The following is an 18,305-nucleotide window of genomic DNA, read 5'->3' on the forward strand; positions in this document are numbered from 1 at the left end:
GCGGCCGGCCGCTAGGCACCCCGCTGGGCCGCGATGAGGTCGCGGTACCAGTGGAAGGAGTCCTTGGGCGTGCGCCGCTGTGTCTCGAAGTCGACGTGCACCAGGCCGAAGCGCTGGGTGTAGCCCTCGGCCCACTCGAAGTTGTCCAGCAGCGACCAGGCGAAGTAGCCGCGCACGTCCACCCCGGCGTCGATCGCGGCGGCCACCGCGCGGACGTGGCCGTCGAGGAAGTCGATCCTGGACGGGTCGGGCACGGTGCCGTCGTCGGCCACCACGTCGGGGAAGGAGGCCCCGTTCTCGGTGACGTACAGCGGGGGCAGCGCCCCGCCGTAGCGGTGGTGGAACAGCTCCAGCAGCTCGCGCAGGCCGTCGGGGACGATCGGCCAGCCGAAGGCGGTGATCGGGTGGCCGGTCATCTCGGGCAGGTCGAAGGGCAGGCCCGCGCCGGGGCTCGGCGCCGCGACCAGGGTGGGCCGGTAGTAGTTCAGGCCGAGGCCGTCCAGCGGGGCCGAGATCACCTTGAGGTCGCCGTCCTGGACCGGCAGCTCGATGGAGTCGAAGGCGCTGAGGTCGGGGTACTCGCCGAGCAGCACGGGGTCGGTGAACAGCCGGTTGTGCAGCCTGTCGTAGGCGTCGGCCGCGGCGAGGTCGGCGGGCTCGCGACTGGCCGGCCAGGCGGGCGAGCAGTTGTTGGTGATCGCGACGCTGCGCACACCGCGGGCGCGCAGCTCGGCGACGGCCAGGCCGTGGGCGAGCAGCTGGTGGTGGGCGGCGGGCAGCGCGCCGTACACCAGCGGCAGCCCGGGCGCGTGGATGCCCCAGGCGTAGCCGTAGATCATGTGCACGAAGGGCTCGTTGAGGGTGATCCACATGTCGACCCGGTCGGCCAGCCGGTCGGCGACCAGCCCGGCGTACTCGGCGAAGCGGTAGGCGGTGTCGCGCTCCAGCCAGCCGCCGCGCTCCTGCAGCTCCTGGGGGAGGTCCCAGTGGAACAGGGTGAGGACGGGGGCGATGCCGCGCTCCAGCAGCGCGTCGGTGAGCCGCTCGTAGAAGTCCAGGCCCTCGGGGTTGGCCGGGCCGCTCCCGCCGGGCTGCACCCGCGTCCAGGCGGTGGAGAAGCGGTAGGCCGACAGGCCGAGTTCGGCCATCAGCGCGACGTCCTCGGCGTAGCGGTGGTAGTGGTCGCAGGCCGTCTCGGCGGTGGCGCCGTCGGCGACCGCCCCGGGCCGGCGCACGAAGGCGTCCCAGATCGACGGCGAGCGGCCGCCCTCGGCGGCGGCCCCCTCCACCTGGAAGGCCGAGGTGGCGGCGCCCCACCAGAAGCCCTCGGGGAATCTCGGCCGGTCGGCCACGCTCACGTCGCATCCCTCCCACCGCTGCGGCGCGGCCGGCCGGCCCGCCCGTCTCGCGTCGGCGGCGCCCGTCCCGGCGCCGTTCCCGCACAGTCAACCAGTGGCGCGCCGCCGGGCAAAGCGGCGGCCGCGCCCTGACCCGCACCGCACCGGGCGGCGGGCCGGCGATCAGCACTGCATGATAGAGGAGTGACGGTTCCCCACCGCCCGGGCGCGAGCGGCGACGGCGCCGGAGCGGGCCCGGCCGCCCCGCCCGCCGCCGGGCCGCTGCGCCGCCGCCCGACCCAGCGGCGCAGCGCGGCGCGCGTCGAGCGGATGCTCGACGCCTGCGCCGAACTGCTGGAGGAGGTCGGCTACGAGGAGCTGAGCACCACCCGCATCGCCAGGCGGGCGGACGTGGCCATCGGCTCCGTCTACCAGTTCTTCCCGGACAAGCGGGCGATCGCCCAGGCGCTGAGCCTGCGCTACCTCGCCGTGTTCAGCGAGCGGATCTCGGCGCGGCTGGCCGGCGGCGGCTACCGCGACTGGTTCGACACCGTCGACACCGTCATCGACGAGTACGTGGCGATGCACCGCGGCGAGCCGGGCTTCCGGGAGCTGCGCTTCGGCGATGTGGTGGATCCGCGGCTGCTGGACTCCGCGGCCGAGAACAACACGGTGCTGGCCGGCCACCTCGCGCTGCTGCTGACCACCCACCTCGGCGCGCCGGAGGGCCCCGAGGTGGCGCGGGCGCTGTCGGTGGCGGTGGAGGCGGCCGACGCGGTGCTGAAGATGGCCTTCCGGCGCAGCCCCGAGGGCGACCCCGAGATCATCGCCGAGGCCAAGCGGCTGGTCCACGGCTACCTGGCGGCGTCCTTCCGCGGCTGAGCGCGGCCGCGGAAAAACGGTGGCGCGGCGCCCGGCGAGTGGGACATTCGACCAGTTACCGCCAAATGAATGGAAGACGGTACGGCGCGCTGGCAGTATGTTCGGGCGACCGCCGCGCGCCGCGGTCGCCGCGGTGGGGGCCGCCCCACGGCGCGGCGGTGCGGCCGGAGCCCGCCGCCGGAGGGCGCCAGCGGTTTCCACCGGCTCCGCCGCGCTCGCAGACGGCGCCGCAGGAGTCCCGCCCGGGGAGGGGCGCAACGTGCTCGCCGACAGTACGCTCACGCTCGACAGCGCCATCAGCGGGGTCGCCGCCGGGGTGCCCTATGTGGCCATGCCGCCGGCCTCCGGCGCCGACCAGGCGCCGATGGTGGTGGCCTGGCACTCCTTCGAGCCGCCGCGCAGTGAGGTGGCGCTGGCCGGCACCCTGCCGATGGCGGGGGTGGACGCCTGGCGCGTCTACCTGGGCCTGCCGATGTTCGGCACCCGGCTGCCCGAGGGCGGGCTGGCCGAGATCCAGCAGCTGGGCGGCGACGACTACCTGCTGAACCTGCTCGGCCCCGTCGTGGAGAAGGCGACCGCCGAGCTGGGCGCCGCCGTCGCCGAGCTGAGCGCGCGGCTGCCGGTGTCGGGCGGGCCGGTGGCGCTGGCCGGCGTCGGGGAGGGCGGCACCGCGGTGCTGCTCGCGCTGGCCGAGTCCGGGCTGCCGGTGGCCGCCGCCGGGGTGGTCAACCCGGTGGTCTTCCCGGCGCACGTGCTGGCGGCCAGGGAGCGGGAGGCCGGCGCCGCCTACCGGTGGACGGACCGCTCGCGGGAGCTGGCCGCCTGGCTCGACTTCACCACCCGCGCCGCCGACATCGGCGGCCGGATGCCCCGCACGCCGCTGCTGGTCGTCACCGGCCAGGCCGACGAGGTCGTGCGCCCGGCGCACGGCCAGGCGCTGCACGACGCGCTGGTGCGCGCCTACGCCGAGGACGGCCCGGCCGAGCAGACCGCTGAGCAGCCCACCTCCGACGACCGGCTGCGCCACATCACCATCCCCGACCTGACGCACACCATGGGCCCCGAGCCCGGGCTGCGCCCGGGTCCGCCGGCCCCCGGCCCGGTCCTGGCGGACCGGGCCCTCACCGAATGGTTCCGGCGATTCCTGGCCGAGGGCTAGCCGCCGGCCCGCCCCGGCCGCACCGCTCAGACCTGCTCGGCCGCCTTGCGCGCCGCGACGAGCACCGGGTCCCAGACCGGGGAGAAGGGCGGGGCGTAGCCGAGGTCCAGGCTCAGCACCTCCTCGGCGGTCATGCCGTTCCAGATCGCGGTGGCCAGCACGTCGACCCGCTTGGCGGCGCCCTCGCGGCCGACGATCTGGCCGCCGAGCAGCCGCCCGGCGCCGCGCTCGGCGATGAGCTTGACCGTGATGGGCTGCGAGCCGGGGTAGTAGCCGGCCCGGGTGGTGGACTCCACCGCGGCGGTGGTGTACCGGAAGCCGGCCGCGTCGGCCTCGGCCGACGACAGGCCGGTGCGGGCCACCTCCAGGCCGCAGACCTTGGTGACGGCGGTGCCGACCACCCCGGGGAAGGTCGCGTAGCCGCCGCCGATGTTGATGCCGGCCACCCGGCCCTGCTTGTTGGCGTGGGTGCCCAGCGCGATGGAGACGGGCCGCTGCGAGACCCGGTGGAGGCTCTGCACGCAGTCGCCGGCCGCCCACACCCCGGGCGCGGAGGTGCGCATCCGGCGGTCCACCGCGATGCCGCCCGAAGGCCCGATCTCCAGGCCCGCGCCTGCGGCCAGCCGCACGTCCGGCCGCACCCCCAGGCCGAGCACCACGAGTTCGGCGGGGATGGTGCGCTCCCGGGTGACGACGGCGGTGACCTCGCCGTCGCGCTCCTCGAAGCCGCGCACCTGCTCCTCCAGCAGCACCCGCACCCCGATCTCGCGCAGCGCGCCGGCGACCATCGCCCCCATCTCGGGGTCCAGGCTCGTCATCGGGTGTGCGGCGCGGTCCACCAGGGTGACGGCGATGTCGTGCGCGACCAGGGCCTCGGCCAGTTCCAGGCCGACGTAGCCGCCGCCGACGACCACCGCCCGGGCGGGGCGGCGGTCCTCGATGTAGGCGTCCATGGCCACGCCGTCGTCGAGGGTCTGCACGCCGAAGACGCCGCGGGCGCCCGCGCCGGGCAGGGCGGGCCGGTTGGGCACCGCGCCGGTGGCGACGACGAGCTGGTCGAAGGGCTCCTCGATGGTGCGCCCGGACCCGCCGGGCCCCAGCTCGACGGTGGTGACCCGCCGCGCGTCCAGGTCGACGGCGACGGCCTCGCGGTGCAGCCGCACCCCGATGGCGTAGTCCTTCTCGAAGACCTCGGGGGCGCGGGCGATCAGCTCGTTGGTGGAGGTCACCGCCCCGCCGATGAAGTACGGGATGCCGCAGGCGCTGTAGGAGGTGTACCGGCCGCGCTCGATCGCGACGATCTCCAGGTCCTCGGGTCCGCGCCGCCGGCGCGCCTGCGAGGCCGCGCTCATTCCGCCGGCGTCGCCGCCGATCACCACCAGGCGTTCCGCTGCCATCGTGCCTCTCTTCCGGGCCGGGCTCGTCACGACATCGAAGCAATCCGCAATTCGTCGGATGTTCCCGGGGTTCATGCCCACGGGATGGGCTATGACTGATCAAATAGGGCTGGCTGGCCAGCATGCGCGAGGAAGGGTTTTGCGTAGTGACCGAACCTGCTCCGCTACACGTCGCCGGAGTAGACCACGAGCGGCTCACCGATCAGCTGCGGTTCGTGCTCGAAGTCGACAAGCTGAAACGTATCCTGCGCCGCAACACGCTGGTCGACGGCTCCCGCCGTGAGAACGACGCCGAGCACTCCTGGCACGTGGCGCTGGCGGCGCGGGTGTTCGCGGAGTACGCGCCCAAGGGCACCGACATCGACCGGGTGGTCGAGATGCTGCTGCTGCACGACATCGTGGAGATCGACGCGGGCGACACCTTCGTCTACGACACGGAGCTGGCGCAGACCCAGTTCAAGCGGGAGAGCGAGGCCGCCGACCGGCTGTACGCGCTGCTGCCCAAGGACCAGGCCGAGCACGCGCGGGGCCTGTGGGAGGAGTTCGAGGCGCGCACCACCCCCGAGGCGCGCTTCGCCAAGGCGATCGACCGGCTCGCCCCGATGCTGGCCAACTGGCACAACGAGGGCGGCACCTGGGTGACCCACCGGGTGTCGGCCGCGCAGGTGCGCGAGAAGGTCGCGATGGTGGCCGAGGGCTCCGCCACCCTGGGCGCCTACGCCACCGCCCTGATCAACGACGCCGTCGGCCGCGGCTACCTGGCGCCCTAGAGCGGCGCGGCCGCGGCGCCCGCCGGGCGCCCGCGGCCGACCACCTCAGCTCTTGTCCTCCAGTACCGGCGGGCGGCCGTAGCCGCCGCGGTCGGTGAGGTCGTCGACCACCGGGCCCTCCACCGCCGGCGCGGCCGCGGCGCCGTTGCGGTCGGCGGCGCCGGACGCGGCGGGCGCGGAGCCGTTGGGGCTGGCGCCGCCGGAGGCGGCCGCCTCGCGCACGCTGCCGAAGAAGCCGCCGATGCCCTCCAGGGCGCGCCCCATCTCGCTCGGCACGATCCACACCTTGTTGGCGTCGCCGCTGGCGATCTTGGGGAGGGTCTGCAAGTACTGGTAGGCGAGCAGCTTGTCGTCGGGGTTGCCGTCGTGGATGGCCTTGAAGACCATCGCGATCGCGTCGGCCTCGCCGCGCGCCCGCACCGCCTGCGCCTCGGCCGACGCCTTGGCCTGCAGCACCTCGGCCTCGGCGGCGCCGCGTGCGCGCAGGACCGCCGCCTGCTTCTCGCCCTCGGCGGTGAGGATCGCGGACTGCTTGGAGCCCTCGGCCTCCAGGATCTCGGCGCGCTTGTCGCGGTCGGCGCGCATCTGCTTCTCCATCGCGTCCTGGATGGAGGGCGGCGGCTCGATCGCCTTCAGCTCGACCCGGTTCACCCGGATGCCCCACCGGCCGGTCGCCTCGTCCAGCACCACGCGCAGCTCGCGGTTGATCTCCTCGCGGGAGGTGAGGGTCTGCTCCAGGTCCATGCCGCCGACCACGTTGCGCAGGGTGGTGACGGTCAGCTGCTCGATCGCGACGATGAAGTTGGCGACCTCGTAGGTGGCGGCCTTGCCGTCGGTGACCTGGAAGTAGATGACCGTGTCGATGCTCACCATCAGGTTGTCCTGGGTGATCACCGGCTGCGGCGGGAAGGTGACGACCTGCTCTCTGAGGTCGATCTCGGTGCGCACCCGGTCGACGAAGGGCAGCACGACGTTCAGCCCGGCGTTGAGGGTGCGGTGGTAGCGGCCGAAGCGCTCCACGATGTCGGACTTGGCCTGCGGGACGATCCGCACGCTCCTCCACAGGATGACGCCAACCAGGGCCACCAGGATCAGGGTGACGACGAGCGAGGTCATGGGGGACTCCGGTCCGGTGCGGGCGGGGAGACGGCGCACACGCCTCTCTGGCGAGAAGCATGCCCAGGCGTCATGATCCTAAATCGATCCAGACCCCGGCGTTCGCCGAATTCGGCCGCCTTCCGGGGCTGAGCGGCCCAAACGGCGGCACGGGACCGATTCCGGACAGCCGCCGGCCCGCCCGCCCCCGCGGACGGCCCGCTGGGGCGCCCCGGCTAGCGGACGGCGCGGGCCGACCAGCGGTCCACGTCGGCGTGGTGCTCGACCACCAGCGGCAGGCCGAAGGTCTCCGACAGGCTCTCCTTGGTGAGGACCCGCTCCAGCGGCCCCTGCGCGACGATCCCGCCCTCGCGCACCAGCATCACGTGGGTGAACCCGGGCGGGATCTCCTCCAGGTGGTGGGTGACCAGCACGGAGGTGGGGGCGTCGAAGCTGGCGGCCAGGCCGGTGAGCCGCTGCAGCAGGTCCTCGCGGCCGCCCAGGTCGAGCCCTGCGGCGGGCTCGTCCAGCAGCAGCAGCTCGGGGTCGGGCATCAGCGCCCGCGCGATCTGCACCCGCTTGCGCTCCCCCTCCGACAGGGTGTCGAAGCGGCGCCCGGCCAGCTCGCCGACGCCCAGCTGCTCCAGCAGCCGCACCGCGCGGCCCACGTCGGCGGAGTCGTACTCCTCGGTCCAGCGGCCCAGGACGGCGTAGCTGCCGGTGAGGACGAGGTCGAGCACCTTCTCCCCGGCCGGCACCCGCTCGGCCAGGGCTGCGCTGGCCAGCCCGATCCGGGGCCGCAGCTCGAACACGTCCACCTTGCCCAGCCGCTCCCCCAGCAGCTCCACCGTGCCCTCGGTGGGGAACAGCAGGGTGGACGCCACCTGGAGGAGGGTGGTCTTGCCCGCGCCGTTGGGGCCGATCACCGCCCAGCGCTCGTCCTCCTCGACGGTCCAGTCGACGTCGTGGAGCAGGGTGGCCCCGTCGCGCCGCACGCCTACACCGGTCAGCTGAAGTACCTCGCCCGCCATCTGTCCCGTTCCCTCGTTCCCCGCGTTCGCCGCCGTCCGCGTCACGCTCGGCGCACGTGCCGATCGCCGCGCTCCCCGTCAGCGTCGCACGGACGCGGCCGCGGATCGACCCGTGCCTGTCCGGACGTCGCTGATCGCACTTATCGTGAACCGGTGTCGCGAAACCTGCCTTCGGCCGCACTGGTCGCCTGGGGCAATGCCTGGCTGATCGGCGAGACCGGCCTCGACGAGGCCGTCGACGCCGTCGAGTGCGGTGTGCCCCATGTACTCGGCCCCTCTCCCGACCGGACCGGATCCGATCCGCACGAGTCCCCGCTGCGCGGCGGCCTGGCCCGGCTGCGCTCGCAGGGCCTGACCCAGCTCCGCCTCGCCCTCCCCGCCCCCGGCGACCCGCTGGGGCTGTCGGGGCCCCCGTCGTTCAACACGGCCGCGCTGGACGCCGGGCAGGCGGTGGTGGCGCTGCTCGACGGGGGGCGGATCGGGCTGGTGCCCGTGGAGGACCGCCGAGGGTCATCGTATGTGGGCGTCCGCTGGGAGCGGCACCCCGCCGCCCCTCCGGCCGGTGCCGCGGACGGCTGGCCGGACGTGCCGGCGCTGGCCGAGGCCGACCGCGGGCTGAGCCTCGCGCTGCGCGACGCCACCTCGGTCCTGTCGGAGACGGGCCGGGGCGACCAGTGGGGGCCGGAGCTGGCCGGTGCGCTGGGCGCGCTGCGCGCCGAGCACCGGCAGGGCGACCCGGGGCTGGCGCCCGGCTACCCGGGGCGCGCGCACCGGCTGGCGGCGCTGGCCGGCCGGCTGGGCAGCGTGGTGGCGCTGGCCCGCGACCGCCAGGCCGGGCTGACCGGCCGGCAGACCGCCGAGCGGACCCGGGCGCTGGCAGCGCTCGACCAGGCGATCCGCCGCGCCCTGGTGGCCGCGCACAACAGCGTCTGGGCGGGCTGAGCCCCGGCCCGGGCCGGGGGCGTCCAGGAGGCCGCCCAGGGCCGCCATCTCAGGGTTCAGTCAGGGGCCCGGACCGGTGTGCGGCGCGGCACCGCGGGTTATCGTCGATGGTGTGAACCGCTACTCCCCATCGCAGCCGGGTCACGTCCGCGCCTCCGACGCCGACCGTGACCGCGTCTTCGACGTGCTGCGCGAGGCGCTGGCCGAGGGGCGGCTGACCCCGGTGGAGCACACCGAGCGGGTCGACGCCGTCTACACCGCCAAGACCATCGGCGAGCTGGCGCCGATCACCAGCGACCTCCCGGGCGGCCGCGCGGCGCCGGGTCACCCGGCCATCTCGGTGGGCGTCGAGGGCACCGACACCATCACCACGATCATGAGCGGCGCCGAGCGCACCGGCCGCTGGGTGGTGGCGCCGCGGCTGGTCGTCAACAGCGTCCTCGGCGGGGTGGAGCTGGACTTCCGGGAGGCGGTGCTCGCCCAGCGCGAGATCACGGTGCAGCTGATGTGCCTGCTCGGCGGGGTGCGGATGGTGGTCCCCGAGGGGGTGCGGGTGGAGAACGCGGCCGCCGCGATCCTCGGCGGCGCGGAGCTGGGCGGCGCGGGAGCGGTGGACGACCCCGGCGCCCCCACCATCCGGCTCACCGGCATGCTGCTGCTGGGCGGGGTGGAGGTCAAGGTCAAGCGGCGCAAGCGCAGGCGCTCGGGCTGAGTCCGGGGCCTCGGGCGAACGTCCGGTGACGGCCCGCCGTCCACCTGGGAACCTCTCGAAGCGGCGCCGCGGGCGTTCGGTAGCGTGGGTCCGACATGGAATCGCACGCCAGCACCCTCCTGATGACCCTCACCGGCCGCGACCGCCCCGGGGTCACCGCGCGGCTGCTCACCGCGCTCTCGGTCTTCCCGGTGACCATCGTCGACCTGGAGCAGGTGGTGATCCGGGGCCGGCTCGTCCTGGGCATCCTGGTCTCCTACACCGACGAGCGGACCGCCGCCGACGTCCGCTCGGCGCTGGAGAAGACCGCCGTCGACCTGGGCCTGGACGCCGAGATCCAGGCCGGCACCGGCAACGGCGGGCCGCCGCGGCGCGGCTCGCTGCACGTCACCGTGCTGGCCGGGCCGCTGCTGCCCTCGGCCATGGCCGGGATCGCGGCGCGGATCGCGGCCGGCGGCGCCAACATCGACCGGATCGAGCGGCTGGCGTCCTACCCGGTCACCTGCATCGAGTTCGAGGTGTCGGGCGCCGACCCCGACCGGCTGCGCGCCGAGCTGGCCGCGGAGGCCGCGGCGCAGCGGGTCGACGTGGCGGTCCAGGCGGGCGGGCTGCACCGCCGGGCCAAGCGGCTGGTGGTGATGGACGTCGACTCCACCCTGATCCAGGGCGAGGTCATCGAGCTGCTGGCCGAGCACGCCGGCTGCGCCGAGGAGGTGCGCCGGGTCACCGAGGCGGCGATGCGCGGCGAGCTGGACTTCGAGGAGTCGCTGCGCCGCCGGGTGGCGCTGCTGGAGGGCCTGGACGCCTCCGTGCTGGACGACGTCCGGGAGAAGCTGGTGCTCACCCCGGGGGCGCGCACGCTGGTGCGCACCCTCAAGCGGCTGGACTACCGCTTCGCGATCGTCAGCGGCGGCTTCACCCAGATCACCGACGCGCTGGTGGAGCGGCTCGGCATCGACTACTCCGCCGCCAACACCCTGGAGATCGTCGACGGCCGGCTCACCGGCCGGCTGGCCGGGCCGGTGGTCGACCGCAAGGCCAAGGCGGCCTCGCTGGAGCGCTTCGCGGCCGCGGCGGGGGTGCCGCTGAGCCAGACCGTGGCCATCGGCGACGGCGCCAACGACCTCGACATGATCGCCGCGGCCGGCCTGGGCATCGCCTTCAACGCCAAGCCCGTGCTGCGCCGGGCCGCCGACACCTCGGTGAGCGTCCCCTACATGGACGCGATCCTGTTCATGCTCGGCATCTCCCGCGAGGAGGTCGAGGAGGCCGACGCCGCCGACGCCGCCGGCCCCCCGGTGGCGGGCTGAGCGCTCAGGGCGTCCAGAGCAGCCGCAGGTGCCGGGTCTCGGCGGAGATGTCGGCCCAGTCGCCGTCGAACTCCACCACGGCGAGGGTGGCCGGCGGGCAGTCGTAGAAGTCGGTGCGGGTGAGTTCGTCGACCAGTTCGGCGATGCCCGGGTTGTGCGCCACCAGCAGCAGCGAGTCCACGGCCGGGCCGGTGGCGGCCACCAGGCTGTGCAGCTGCTCGACGGGGGCGTTGTAGGCGGAGGGCTCGTAGCTCACCGAGGGCTGCTCGGGCAGCTGCGCGCGCACCACGTCGAGGGTCTCGCGGGTGCGCGCCGCGGGCGAGCAGACCGCGTGGTCGGGCACGATGCCCTCGGCGACCAGCTGCTTGCCGGCGGCGCGCGCCTCGGCCCGCCCGCCGGCGGTCAGCGGCCGCTCGATGTCGGGCTGGCCGAGGCCGCGCACGGCCGTGGCGTGCCGCAGCGCGACGAGCCGCCGCCGGACGTCAGTCATGGGAACTCTCCGAAGGTCACTGGAAGCCGCGCGGGCGCCCCGCCGGCTCGCGGTCACGGCGACAGGATCGTCGCCACCACGGCGAGCAGCACGATGACCCCCAGCATCGCCCCCACGAGGACGGCGAGGCCCTTTACTCCTGACATCGGCGCTCTCCCATCGATCTTCTCAAGTCAATCATGCTCGGGACCGGAAGGTGTCCGGGCCCGGGCATGGAGGCGGCCGGGGACGCCTGGGCGTCCCCGGCCGCGTACGGTGCGCCCGGCCGGGCGGGTCAGGTCGTGGCGACCTTCTCCGTCGCGTCCGGTTCGGCCGCCTGCTGCGAGGCGATGCCGCCGCCCTGCCGCTTGGACCAGATGATCACACCGACCAGCACGGCGATGGCGACCGCCGCGATGGCGTAGCCCACCGCGCTCTGGTGGTAGGCGACGGCGGTGGGGGCGATGAGCAGCGCCACCAGGTTCATCACCTTGAGCAGCGGGTTGATCGCCGGCCCCGCGGTGTCCTTGAAGGGGTCGCCGACCGTGTCGCCGATCACCGTGGCGGCGTGGGCCTCGGAGCCCTTGCCGCCGTGGTGGCCGTCCTCGACCAGCTTCTTGGCGTTGTCCCAGGCGCCGCCGGAGTTGGCCAGGAAGACCGCCATCAGGGTGCCGGCCGCGATGGCGCCGGCCAGGAAGCCGCCGAGCGGGTTGAAGCCGAGCAGGAAGCCGACGGCGATGGGGGTGAGCACCGCCAGCAGGCCCGGGGTGATCAGCTCCCGCAGGGAGTCGCGGGTGCAGATGTCGACCACGGGTCCGTAGTCGGGCTTCTCGGTGCCGTCCATGATGCCCGGCTTGAGGCGGAACTGCTTGCGGACCTCCAGCACCACCCGTCCGGCCGCGCGGCCGACGGCCATGATGGCCAGGCCCGAGAACAGGAACACCACCGCCGCGCCGACCATCAGCCCCACCAGCACGTCGGGCTGGTCGATGCCGAGGTTGAAGGTGCCCGCGGCGTCGCCGACCTGGTCGGCCAGGCTGCCCTCGACCGCGGTGCGGAAGGCGCCGAACAGCGCCGTCGCGGCGAGCACGGCCGTCGCGATGGCGATGCCCTTGGTGATCGCCTTGGTGGTGTTGCCGACGGCGTCGAGGTTGGTGAGCGCCTGCGCGCCCGCGCCCTCGACGTCGCCGGACATCTCGGCGATGCCCTGGGCGTTGTCGGCGACCGGGCCGAAGGTGTCCATCGACACGATCACGCCGACGGTGGTGAGCAGGCCGGTGCCGGCCAGCGCCACCGCGAACAGCGCCAGGGTGATGGAGCCGCCGGTGCCCAGCAGGAAGGCGCCGAACACGGCGCCGCCGATGAGCAGCGCCGAGTACACCGCCGACTCCAGGCCGACCGAGATGCCCGAGAGGATCACCGTGGCGGCGCCCGTCTCGGAGCTCTCGCCGATCTCCTTCACCGGGCGCCGGTTGGTCTCGGTGAAGTAGCCGGTGAGCAGCTGGATCGCGGCGGCCAGCACCAGGCCGATGAGCACCGCGCCCACGGCGAAGACCCGCGGGTCGCCGATGAGCATGCCGGCCGAGCCGTCGGTGTCCACGCCCAGCTCCTCGAAGCTGGCCGGCAGGTACCAGAAGGCGGCGCCGACCACGAGCACGGCGGAGACGACGGCCGACACGAAGAAGCCGCGGTTGATCGCCGACATACCGGTGCGGTCGCCGGCCCGTGGCGACACCGCGTAGATGCCGATCACCGCGGTGATCACGCCGATCATCGGCACGATCAGCGGGAACACGAGTCCGTAGGTGCCGAAGGCGGCGCTGCCCAGGATCAGGGCGGCGACCAGCACCACCGCGTAGGACTCGAAGAGGTCCGCCGCCATGCCCGCGCAGTCGCCGACGTTGTCGCCGACGTTGTCGGCGATGGTCGCCGGGTTGCGGGGGTCGTCCTCGGGGATGCCCTGCTCGACCTTGCCCACCAGGTCGGCGCCGACGTCGGCCGCCTTGGTGAAGATGCCGCCGCCGACCCGCATGAACATGGCCACCAGGGCGGCGCCGAAGCCGAAGCCCTCCAGGACGACGGGGGCGTTGCCGGTGTAGACGAGCACGACCACGGCGGCGCCGAACAGGCCGAGGCCCACGGTGAACATGCCCGCCACGCCGCCGGTGCGGAAGGCGATGCGCATCGCCGCCTTCTCCCCGTCGGACCTGGCGGCCGCTGCCACGCGGACGTTGCCGCGCACGGCCAGCCACATGCCGATGAAGCCGGTCAGCGCGGAGAAGCCCGCGCCGACGACGAAGAACAGCGAGCGGCCGATGCGAACCGGCCAGTCTTCCGCTGGAAGCAGCAGGAGCAGCAGGGGGATCACGACGACGAAGATCGCCAGTGTGCGGAACTGCCGTTTGAGGTAGGCGGCCGCTCCCTCCTGGACCGCCGTCGCGATGCTCTGCATCTTCTCTGTGCCTTGGCTGGCCGACAGAACCTCGCGTACCAGGTAGCCGGCGAAGAGCAGCGCGAGCAGCGCCACCCCCGCCACGACGGCCACCAGGACGAGGTTCTGACCTTCCAGGTTCAGGCCCGGGCCGCTTTCAGCGGCCAGGATGAGCCCAGACAATCCGTCCTCCTTGAGACGGGCACGCTTGAGGTCCCGCGCGTGAGTGCGCCGCCGTTCGGAGTGGACTGTCAGCTAGCCCGACGGCACACGTAGGGCGCGCTGCGTGGAGCGCGTGAACTCAGTCGCCTGAGGGCAAGCCTCCGCTCAGCACGTCCCGCAGGGACATGCGGGTGCCACCGTTTACGGGTAGAACCACCGCTCCGCCGAGTTCGGCGAATGGAGCGGTTCCGCGAGTCTACGCAGGAGTTAAGGAAAACCCGAACCGTACCCCGCCCTTCCGGCTCGACCAGCGGAAACCCCTTGCCGCGTCCGGTCGAAATGGGGCCGGGGCGCGCAATGCGCCGCATTGCGGCCGGCGGGCCGCGCCGCCGCCCGGTCCGCGCCGGCGGCGGCGCGTGCCGCGGCGCCGTTTGCCGCAAGCGCCGCAAACGGGCCGCTCCGGCAGAAGCGCACATATTTGTTTTAGCGCCCAACAATTCCGGGCCGGCATTGGGAGGGGCGCGCGGGGCGGCCCGGCGCCCGGAGGGGCGGAAACCGAAACCCCACCGGCTGCGGTACCGGTGGGGTCGTGCCGGGGACGCGGGGGCGAGAGGCCCGGATCCGCCGGCGGGGTCGGCCGGGGCTCAGGAGTCGGGGGTGACCGGCTGGGGCGAGCGCCGGTGCGGCACGCCGACGGCGTCGGACTCCGGCCGGGCGGGCGTCGGCCAGCTCATGGTGACGACGGTGCCGTCGGCGGAGGGCTCGATATCGGCGCGGTCGGCCAGCCCCATGATCACCGCCAGTCCGACGTCAGGGGAGAGCAGGTCGCCGATCGGATCCTGCCCCGGCCCGGACTCGGCGGGCCCGGAGTCGGCGGCGGAGGGGACGCGGTCGTGCACCACGACCTCGTAGCGGCCGGCGTGGTCGATCAGTTCGAGCCGGATCGGCTCGGCGGGGCTGCTGCGCCGGTGCGCCTCCACGGCCCTGGAACAGGCTTCGCCCACGGCCAGCCTGATCTCGTCCAGGGTGGGGTCGCCGATGCCCAGCCGCCGGGCGACGGCCGTGGCGAGCAGCCGGGCCGTGCGCACGTGTGCGGGCAGCGCACTTATGGTCAGCTCGACGGTTGCCATCACGCGCTCGCGGCCCGCCTACTTCTTCGACTGACGTTCTTCGAGGGCCTCGGCGACGGAGTTGTGGATGCCGAACACCTTGGTCAGACCCGTGATCCGGAAGATCTTCAGGATGCGCTCCTGGGTGCAGACCAGGTCGAGCGAGCGTCGTGGGCGCGGACCCGCTTGAGGCCGCCCACCAGCACGCCGAGGCCGGTGGAGTCCAGGAACTCGACCTTCTCCATGTTCACGACCAGGTGGAAGTTACCCTTGTTCACCAGGTCGATCAGCAACTCGCGCAGCCGCGGGGCGGTGTAGACGTCGATCTCACCCTCGACGACAACGATCTCGCTATCGCCCTCGGTGTAGTGGTCAAGCTTCAGATCCACAGAGTCCTCCAGCACCAACCGCGTCAGTCAAGGACGGGCGCTACCCCTTTGGGCGGCGTTCAACCTCGCCCTAGCCTTGTGTCATAACAGAGAATCACGACACCGCGCGTGATGTCCCCCCAGATCCCCGATGGAAAACCTGTGAGTTCGACCGTTCCGCCACGAGGTGCCGCAGACGGCCGGCTGCCAGCGACGCTGGGCCGGTTACTGCGTGACCCTACCCGCACATCCCGGGTCACGCATGTGGAGCGGGTGGACGTGCGGGAGGGCCGGACGGCGCCGTGGCCCGCGTGGGTGCCGGAAGCGCTGGTCAGCAGGGTGCGGGCCGAGGGGATCGACGCTCCGTGGGCGCATCAGGCCGAAGCGGCCGAACACGCCCGGGCCGGGCGCTCTGTGATCATCGCCACAGGCACCGCCTCCGGAAAGTCACTGGCGTACCTGATGCCGGCGGCGGCCGCGGTCGAGGAGGGCGGCACCGTCCTGTACCTGGCGCCCACCAAGGCGCTGGCCGCCGACCAGCTGCGGGCGCTGCGCGAACTGGAGCTGCCGGGGATGCGCGCGGCCGGCTACGACGGCGACACCCCGTTCGAGGAGCGCGCCTGGGTGCGGCGGCACGCCGACTACGTGCTGACCAACCCCGACATGCTGCACCACGCGATCCTGCCGCAGCACCGCGCCTGGGCGTCGATGCTGCGGCGGCTGCGCTACGTGGTCGTCGACGAGTCGCACCGCTACCGGGGCGTGTTCGGCTCGCATGTGGCGGCGCTGCTGCGGCGGCTGCGGCGGGTGTGCGCCCGCTACCGCAGCGAGCCGGTGTTCGTGCTGGCCTCGGCCACCATCGCCGCGCCGGGCGCGGTCGCCGAGCGGCTGGTGGGGCTGCCGGTGCGCGAGGTCACCGCCGACGGCTCGCCGCGGGGCGGCAAGGACTTCGTGCTGTGGGAGCCGCCGCTCACCGAGAAGACCAGGGAGCGGGGCGCCCCGGTGCGCCGCCCGGCCACCGCCGAGGCGGCCGAGCTGCTGGCCGAGCTGGCCGCCGATGAGGTGCGCACCCTGGCCTTCGTGCGCTCGCGGCGCGGCGCGGAGTCGGTGGCGCTGGAGGCCGGGGAGCGGCTGGCGGAGCTGCGCCCCGGCGGGCCGGCCGGCGAGGGGGCGGGCGGCGGGCGGATCGCGGCCTACCGGGCCGGCTACCTGGCGAGCGACCGCCGCCGCCTGGAGGCGGAGCTGCGCTCGGGCGAGCTGCTGGGCCTGGCGACCACCAACGCGCTGGAGCTGGGGGTGGACATCTCGGGGCTGGACGCCGTGCTGATCACCGGCTGGCCGGGCACCCGCGCGTCGCTGTGGCAGCAGGCGGGCCGGGCCGGGCGCGACGGCAGGCGGGCGCTGGCCGTCTTCATCGCCAGGGACGATCCGCTGGACACCTATCTCGTGCACCACCCCGACGCCGTGTTCGGGCGGCCGGTGGAGACGACGGTGTTCGACCCGGACAACCCCTACGTGCTCGGGCCGCACCTGTGCGCGGCAGCGGCGGAGCTGCCGGTCGGCGAGGCCGACCTGGAGCTGTTCGGCCCGGCCGCGCCGGCCGCGCTGGCGGAGCTGGTGGAGCGCGGCCTGCTGCGGCGCCGCTCCAACGGCTGGTACTGGACCCGCAGGGAGCGGGCGAGCGACCTGGCCGACCTGCGCGGCTCGGGCGGGACGCCGGTGCAGATCGTGGAGGCCGACAGCGGGGTGCTGCTCGGCAGCGTCGACGCCGCGGCCGCGCACAGCACCGTGCACGAGGGCGCCGTCTACCTGCACCAGGGCGAGACCTACCTGGTGCGGCGGCTGGACCTGGACGACGCCATCGCCCTGGTGGAGCCGGCCCGGCCGCCCTACTCCACCTGGGCGCGCGGGGTGACCCGGATCGAGGTGGCCGAGCCGGTGCGCGAGTGCGCGTGGGGCGAGGCGAGCCTGCACTTCGGCACGGTGCGGGTGACCGACCAGGTGGTGGCCTACCAGCTGCGCGACGCCGCGACGGGCACCCCCGTCGGCGAGGAGCCGCTGGACCTGCCGCCCCGCACCCTGCACACCCGCGCCTGCTGGTGGACGGTCGCACCCGAGCAGGCGGAGCGGCTGCGCGAGGAGGGCGTCGAACTGCCCGGCGCCGCGCACGCCGCCGAGCACGCCTCGATCGGGCTGCTCCCCCTCTTCGCCACCTGCGACCGCTGGGACATCGGCGGCGTCTCCACCGAGGCCCACCCCGACACCGGCCGCCTGACGGTCTTCGTCTACGACGGCCAGGCGGGCGGCGCCGGCTTCGCCGAGCGCGGCTACCTCCGCGCCGCCGACTGGCTGCGCGCCACCCGCGCCCTCATCGCCGACTGCGAGTGCCCCACCGGCTGCCCGTCGTGCATCCAGTCGCCCAAGTGCGGCAACGGCAACGAACCCCTCGACAAGTCCGGCGCCCTGCGCCTCCTGGACACCCTCCTCGCCGGCGCCCCCGACGTCACCACCCCCGAACCCGAAACCGCCCAACCGGCCGCCTGAGCGGCCGTCCGGGACGCCCGGCCCGACCATCGGCGGCCCAAGGCCGCACCCGGGCGGCCCCCGGCCGCAGGCGCCGACCGGAGCCAGGTCACCGGTAACGGCCCCGCCCCGACGCGCGGAGACCACCGTCGGGCGGATCCCGGGGGCCGCTTCCCGCTCCCGCGCCTCGGCCGCCGCCGGGAGACCCCGGGAGGGGACTTCCCGCTCCCCGGCGTTCCTCGTCCCCCGGCTCCCGCGTCCTCCGACTCCCGCACTTCGGCCGCCGCCGGAGAACCGGAGAGGCCGCCTCCCCCGGCGCTCATCGTCCTCCCGCTCCCGCGCCTCGACCGCCCCGGCGGCCCGCCCGCCGGCGCCCCACGCCAGGACCACCCCGCGCACGAAGACTCCACCCGGCGACGGCCTTGAACGGCACCGCACCCGCCGGTCCCACGGCCCCTCCACCACCTGGCCGAAAGACAGCGCAGCCACCGGAACCCGACTCATACGCCCGCCGACGCGCCCATCAGCAGGACCACCCCGCACCCACGGATTCCGCTCCGGAGCGGCCCCGAACGACACCATGCCCGCCGGTCCCACGGCCCCTGCAC

At 74.3% G+C, this 18,305-nt stretch carries 14 protein-coding genes and 1 pseudogene; 7 read left to right on the top strand and 8 right to left on the bottom strand.

The genetic code is table 11. From position 1 onward, the window contains the following. Positions 1 to 11: 11 nt before the first annotated feature. The gene (locus CLV72_RS10320) at positions 12 to 1,358 is read right to left on the bottom strand and encodes a GH1 family beta-glucosidase (protein WP_170140945.1); all 1,347 of its coding nucleotides are present in this window, start codon (positions 1,356 to 1,358) and stop codon (positions 12 to 14) included. Positions 1,359 to 1,541: 183 nt separating this feature from the next. Between CLV72_RS10320 and CLV72_RS10325 the strand changes: the two genes are divergently transcribed. Further along, the gene (locus CLV72_RS10325) at positions 1,542 to 2,219 is read left to right on the top strand and encodes a TetR/AcrR family transcriptional regulator (RefSeq protein ID WP_425428056.1); all 678 of its coding nucleotides are present in this window, start codon (positions 1,542 to 1,544) and stop codon (positions 2,217 to 2,219) included. A gap of 259 nt (positions 2,220 to 2,478) precedes the next feature. Further along, complete coding sequence (locus CLV72_RS10330) at positions 2,479 to 3,378, top strand: alpha/beta hydrolase family protein (protein ID WP_106243919.1); 900 nt, start codon at positions 2,479 to 2,481, stop codon at positions 3,376 to 3,378. Between the two features lie 26 nt (positions 3,379 to 3,404). On the opposite strand, the gene CLV72_RS10335 is transcribed toward CLV72_RS10330, so the two are convergent. Beyond that, positions 3,405 to 4,775 (bottom strand): FAD-dependent oxidoreductase, encoded by a 1,371-nt coding sequence (locus CLV72_RS10335; RefSeq protein ID WP_106243922.1) that lies wholly within the window; start codon positions 4,773 to 4,775, stop codon positions 3,405 to 3,407. 146 nt (positions 4,776 to 4,921) lie between these two features. Between CLV72_RS10335 and CLV72_RS10340 the strand changes: the two genes are divergently transcribed. Beyond that, positions 4,922 to 5,545, top strand: coding sequence for an HD domain-containing protein (locus tag CLV72_RS10340; RefSeq protein WP_170140946.1), 624 nt, complete (start codon positions 4,922 to 4,924; stop codon positions 5,543 to 5,545). Positions 5,546 to 5,590: 45 nt separating this feature from the next. Here the strand turns inward: CLV72_RS10340 and CLV72_RS10345 are convergent, their stop codons facing one another. Then, the gene (locus CLV72_RS10345) at positions 5,591 to 6,661 is read right to left on the bottom strand and encodes an SPFH domain-containing protein (RefSeq protein WP_106243930.1); all 1,071 of its coding nucleotides are present in this window, start codon (positions 6,659 to 6,661) and stop codon (positions 5,591 to 5,593) included. 215 nt (positions 6,662 to 6,876) lie between these two features. Continuing rightward, complete coding sequence (locus CLV72_RS10350; protein ID WP_106243933.1) at positions 6,877 to 7,671, bottom strand: ABC transporter ATP-binding protein; 795 nt, start codon at positions 7,669 to 7,671, stop codon at positions 6,877 to 6,879. A gap of 153 nt (positions 7,672 to 7,824) precedes the next feature. Between CLV72_RS10350 and CLV72_RS10355 the strand changes: the two genes are divergently transcribed. From CLV72_RS10355 to serB, 3 genes are all read left to right on the top strand, one after another. Next, positions 7,825 to 8,613, top strand: a complete 789-nt coding sequence (locus CLV72_RS10355) for a hypothetical protein (protein ID WP_106243937.1) — start codon at positions 7,825 to 7,827, stop codon at positions 8,611 to 8,613. A 112-nt stretch (positions 8,614 to 8,725) separates the two neighbouring features. Next, a complete protein-coding gene (locus tag CLV72_RS10360; RefSeq protein WP_106243940.1) occupies positions 8,726 to 9,325 on the top strand; it encodes a DUF1707 SHOCT-like domain-containing protein in 600 nt (199 codons plus the stop codon). A 95-nt stretch (positions 9,326 to 9,420) separates the two neighbouring features. Beyond that, positions 9,421 to 10,635, top strand: coding sequence for a phosphoserine phosphatase SerB (gene serB / locus CLV72_RS10365; protein ID WP_245930088.1), 1,215 nt, complete (start codon positions 9,421 to 9,423; stop codon positions 10,633 to 10,635). A gap of 4 nt (positions 10,636 to 10,639) precedes the next feature. Here the strand turns inward: serB and CLV72_RS10370 are convergent, their stop codons facing one another. The 4 genes and pseudogenes from CLV72_RS10370 to CLV72_RS10385 form a co-directional block, all read right to left on the bottom strand. Continuing rightward, positions 10,640 to 11,125, bottom strand: coding sequence for a SixA phosphatase family protein (locus tag CLV72_RS10370; protein WP_106243945.1), 486 nt, complete (start codon positions 11,123 to 11,125; stop codon positions 10,640 to 10,642). 274 nt (positions 11,126 to 11,399) lie between these two features. After that, positions 11,400 to 13,718 (bottom strand): sodium-translocating pyrophosphatase, encoded by a 2,319-nt coding sequence (locus CLV72_RS10375; RefSeq protein ID WP_106243948.1) that lies wholly within the window; start codon positions 13,716 to 13,718, stop codon positions 11,400 to 11,402. A gap of 623 nt (positions 13,719 to 14,341) precedes the next feature. Then, positions 14,342 to 14,827, bottom strand: coding sequence for an ATP-binding protein (locus CLV72_RS10380; protein WP_106243950.1), 486 nt, complete (start codon positions 14,825 to 14,827; stop codon positions 14,342 to 14,344). Positions 14,828 to 14,845: 18 nt separating this feature from the next. After that, a pseudogene (locus CLV72_RS10385) lies at positions 14,846 to 15,195 on the bottom strand (STAS domain-containing protein). A gap of 243 nt (positions 15,196 to 15,438) precedes the next feature. On the opposite strand from CLV72_RS10385, the gene CLV72_RS10390 reads away from it, so the two are divergent. Beyond that, complete coding sequence (locus CLV72_RS10390; RefSeq protein ID WP_245930090.1) at positions 15,439 to 17,718, top strand: DEAD/DEAH box helicase; 2,280 nt, start codon at positions 15,439 to 15,441, stop codon at positions 17,716 to 17,718. The last annotated feature ends 587 nt before the right edge of the window (positions 17,719 to 18,305 follow it).

It is taken from the genome of Allonocardiopsis opalescens (assembly GCF_003002095.1).
GTDB lineage: Bacteria > Actinomycetota > Actinomycetes > Streptosporangiales > Streptosporangiaceae > Allonocardiopsis > Allonocardiopsis opalescens.